The organism is Roseateles sp. (assembly GCF_049240545.1).
GTDB lineage: Bacteria > Pseudomonadota > Gammaproteobacteria > Burkholderiales > Burkholderiaceae_C > Paucibacter_A.
In genome coordinates this window covers 1-3,302 of sequence record NZ_JBMLSK010000239.1, presented here as the reverse complement: position 1 = coordinate 3,302, position 3,302 = coordinate 1, and the positions used below count along the sequence as shown (strand labels likewise).

The following is a 3,302-nucleotide window of genomic DNA, read 5'->3' as shown; positions in this document are numbered from 1 at the left end:
AAACGCGGTGACCGCAGCCAGGGCAGTCACCGCGTCAGCGGTTTAGTTCAACTTGATTTGGTGTGGCGCCGAGAGCCGCTTATCAAAGCAAATGTTGTAATAGCAAGCTGCTCGTGCCTAGGGCGAAATAATCGTCAGCTTTGCCCTTTCTTGCGGATTATCTGTTTCTTCATGCGTCATTGAGCTTCACGCCAAAAACCGCGCCTGTTGCAAATGCACTGCATGGTTCGCGCGGTGGCTTCAGGCAGAAGGTGGGAGTCTATGTTGCCATCAAATCAGGGCGTTATGTCTTCCCACGGAAATGCAAAGCAGTTCAATGAGCTGAAATGGGCGCAGCACGTATGCCGCGAGGGGAAGGGCGCGCTGTCGAATTGGCAAGAGCTACAGTCTCCCTCAGGCCCCGCAACGGGATACCGTTGTGCAACAAAGCCGCTCCTCCTCCTCACTGTCACCCCGTTCCCCCATGCCCCACGCCGTCTCCCGGCTGCGCGCCGCCCGTCTAGCGCGCACCCACACGCCTTATCGCGCCCCTGGCGGCTTCAAGAGTGAGCGCTGCGAGCGTTGCCGGCTGCTGCCCAGCCATTGCATGTGCGCGCTGATGCCTCGGGTGGCGACGCGGGCGGGGGTGTGTTTGTTGATGGCCGATATTGAGCCGCTCAAACCCAGCAATACCGGTTGGTTGATTGCCGACTTGGTGGCCGATACCTTTGCCTTCAGCTGGGCGCGCACGGTGGTGGACCCGGCTTTGCTGGCGCTGCTGCAAGACCCGCAGTGGCAGCCGTTTGTGGTGTTCCCGGGCGAGTTTGTGGCCCCGGGGCGGGTCATCACCGAGTTGCCGCAGGACACTGTGAACCCGGCGCCGGGGGCCAAGCGTCCGCTCTTTATCTTGTTGGATGCGACCTGGGGCGAGGCGCGCAAGATGTTTCGCAAAAGTCCCTACCTGGATGCTTTGCCGGTGCTCAGCCTGCAGCTGGAGCAGGTCTCGCAATACAAGCTGCGCCGCTCGCGGCGGGATGATCATTTCTGCACCAGCGAGGTGGCGGCGCTGTGCCTGAGCCTGGCCGGCGAGACGCGGGCGGGCGAGACGCTGGAGGCTTATCTGGACGTGTTTTCTCATCACTATCTGCAAGCCAAGAACCAGCAGCCGATTGCCTGGGAGGACGAGGCGCACCAGCGCTTGCGGGCGCTGGCCACAACGCCAGCTTGAACGAGCAGCGCCGGGCGCGGGGCCTGGTGGAGAATGGCCGCTCTTTACAAAAGAGCTTCATTCCCATGACCCAGCGCTCGTCACCCGCTTTCCCTGCCTCCAACAAGTTCCGGGCCACCGCGCTCGCCTTGTCTTTGTTCGCACTGTCGGGCGCTACTGCGGCTGCTGCAGAAACGCCCTTGGACCAGCTGCCCTACACGCCCAGCCTGGATGTGCCGTCCATGGACCGCAGCGTGGACCCCTGCGAGGATTTCTATCAATACGCTTGCGGCGGCTGGATCAAGAACAACCCGATTCCTGAGGACCAGTCGCGCTGGTCGGTCTACGGCAAGCTGGCGGTGGAGAACCAGCGCTTTCTCTGGGGCATTTTGGACAAGCTGGCCAGCAACCCCGAGCGCAGCAGCCTGACGGCCAACCAAGCCAAGATGGCCGATTACTTTGGCGCCTGCATGAACGAAGACGCGGCGCGCAGCCAGGGCTTGGCGCCCTTGCAGCCGCTGCAGCAGCAGATTGCGGCGCTGACGTCCAAGGACCAGCTGCCGGCCTTGTTGGCCGCGCTGCACCTGGCCACCAACAACGAGCGCTTTTTCTTCCGCTTTGGTTCGGGCCAGGACTTTGGCAACTCCAGCCAGGTGATTGCCTTCGCCGTGGCGGCGGGCCTGAGCCTGCCGGACCGCGACTTCTATGTGAAGCGCGATGCCCGCTCGCTGGCCATGATCAGGCAGTTTGAGGCCCATGTGGCGCGTCTGTTTGAGCTCTCGGGCGAAACGCCGCAGGCCGCTGCCAAGGCCGCGCGCAGCGTGCTTAGCACCGAGCGCGCGCTGGCTCGCGCCACCTTGACGCAGGTGCAAAAGCGCGACCCTTACAAGACCTACAACAAGCTCAATGCCAAGGCCTTGCAAGACCTGACCCCCGGTTTCGACTGGGCGGCTTACCGCGCCGCGCTGGGCATGGCCGGCCCTGTGGGCGCCACCAATGTGACCGAGCCTGGCTTCTTCAAGGCGCTGGATGCGCGCTTGCAGTCCATGAGCTTGGGGGAGATCAAGACCTATCTGAACTGGGCTTTGATCAGCAGCCATGCGGCTTATCTGGCGCCCGAGATGGTGCAGGCCAACTTTGACTTCTTTGGCCAAACGCTGAATGGCACGCCGCAGCTCAAACCCCGCTGGAAGCGTTGCGTCGAGCTGGTCGATGTGCAGATGGGCGAGGCGCTGGGCCAGGAGTTTGTGGCGCGCAGCTTCAGCCCCGAATTGAAGCAGCAGACCGAGCGCATGACGGCCGAGATCGAAGCCGCCATGGCCGACAGCATCAAGGCCTTGCCCTGGATGAGCGCCGCTACCAAGAAGCAGGCCCTGGCCAAGCTGGGCAGCATCGTCAACAAGGTGGGCTACCCCGAGCGTTGGCGCGATTACAGCGGCTTGAGCGTCAGCCGCGACAGCTTTGTGGCCAATGTGCAGGCCGGCCATCGCTTTGAGTTCAAGCGGCAACTGGCCAAGATCGGCCAGCCGCTGGACCGTGGCGAATGGGCGATGACACCGCAAACGGTGAACGCCTATTACGACGCGCAGATGAACGACATCAACTTCCCCGCCGCCGTGCTGCAGCCGCCGCTCTTCGACCCCAAGATGGACGCCGCGCCCAACTACGGCAACACCGGCGGCACCATCGGCCACGAGCTGGTGCATGGTTTTGATGACGAAGGCCGCAAGTTCGATGCCAAGGGCAATCTGAAGGATTGGTGGAGCAAGAAGGACGGCCGCGAGTTTGAAAAACGCGCCGCTTGCGTGGCCGACCAGTACGCGCAGTACACGGTGGTGGACGACATCAAGATCAACAGCCAGCTGACCCTGGGCGAAGACCTCGCCGACCTGGGCGGCTTGGTCTTGGCCTTGACCGCCTGGAAGCAGCATGTGGCCGGCCAGAAGCTCGAGAACAAAGACGGCCTGACGCCCGAGCAGCGCTTCTTCGTGGGCTTCGCGCAATGGGACTGCAATAACGCACGCCCCGAGGCACTGCGCGTGCAAGCGCTGACCAATCCGCACTCGCCGGGCCGCTACCGCATCAACGGCGTGGTGGTGAACATGCCCGAGTTTGA

General features: G+C 62.9%; 3 protein-coding genes. All 3 read left to right on the top strand.

All coding sequences use genetic code 11. From position 1 onward, the window contains the following. On the top strand, nt 1-183 hold a 183-nt coding region (locus ACOVRJ_RS16660; protein ID WP_422044957.1), incomplete at its 5' end, for a hypothetical protein. Nucleotides 184-463: 280 nt separating this feature from the next. Beyond that, nucleotides 464-1,207 (top strand): tRNA-uridine aminocarboxypropyltransferase, encoded by a 744-nt coding sequence (locus ACOVRJ_RS16655; RefSeq protein ID WP_422044956.1) that lies wholly within the window; start codon nt 464-466, stop codon nt 1,205-1,207. 65 nt (nt 1,208-1,272) lie between these two features. Further along, nucleotides 1,273-3,302 (top strand): M13 family metallopeptidase (locus ACOVRJ_RS16650; RefSeq protein WP_422044955.1); only part of this gene is annotated, 2,030 nt, incomplete at its 3' end.

Coding starts and splice junctions, on each gene's coding strand:
- ACOVRJ_RS16655 (WP_422044956.1), top strand. CDS start 464: ATGCCCCACGCCGTCTCCCGGCTGCGCGCCGCCCGTCTAGCGCGCACC.